Genomic DNA, 623 nt, shown 5'->3' on the forward strand with positions numbered 1-623 from the left:
GGGTGGAAGACTTCTAAAGCGTCTAATTTTTCTCCAAGTCCCATAAACTTGATCGGAACGTCTGTTACTTTTCTTAAAGAAAGCGCAGCACCACCGCGTGTATCTCCATCAAGTTTGGTGATAATACTTCCACTAATGGAAAGCGATTGATGGAAATGATCAGCCACACTCACAGCATCCTGCCCTGTCATTGCGTCTAATACTAAAAAGATTTCATCAGGATTTAGTGTCTCTTTAATCGTTTTTAGCTCATCCATTAATGTTTCATCAATATGCAGTCTACCAGCCGTATCAAATATAATCACATCATGATTATTTTCTTTTGCATAATCTAAAGCTTCACGTGCAATATTTTCAGGTTTTTCTTTTGTCCCTTTTTCAAACACTTCAATATCAAGTTGTTCCCCTAAAGTGACCAACTGATCAACCGCCGCAGGACGGTAAACATCAAGCGCAACCATTAGTGGTTTGACGCTTTCTTTTTTGCGTAAATAATTACTTAATTTAGCAGCGGTTGTGGTTTTACCACTCCCTTGAAGTCCACAAAGCATAATAGAGGTTTGTTTGTTTTTATCCAATGTAAAAACAGACGTTTCTCCCCCTAAGAGTTCTTTAAGTTCTTC

The 623-nt window shown here is 38.2% G+C and carries 1 protein-coding gene; it reads right to left on the bottom strand.

The annotated features are described in order from the left end of the window. A partial coding sequence (locus tag ABCO64_RS10560) for an AAA family ATPase (protein ID WP_343089442.1) occupies positions 1-623 on the bottom strand: 623 nt, incomplete at both ends.

Origin of the sequence: Methanocalculus natronophilus (assembly GCF_038751955.1) — an archaeon.
Taxonomy (GTDB): Archaea; Halobacteriota; Methanomicrobia; order Methanomicrobiales; family Methanocorpusculaceae; genus Methanocalculus; species Methanocalculus natronophilus.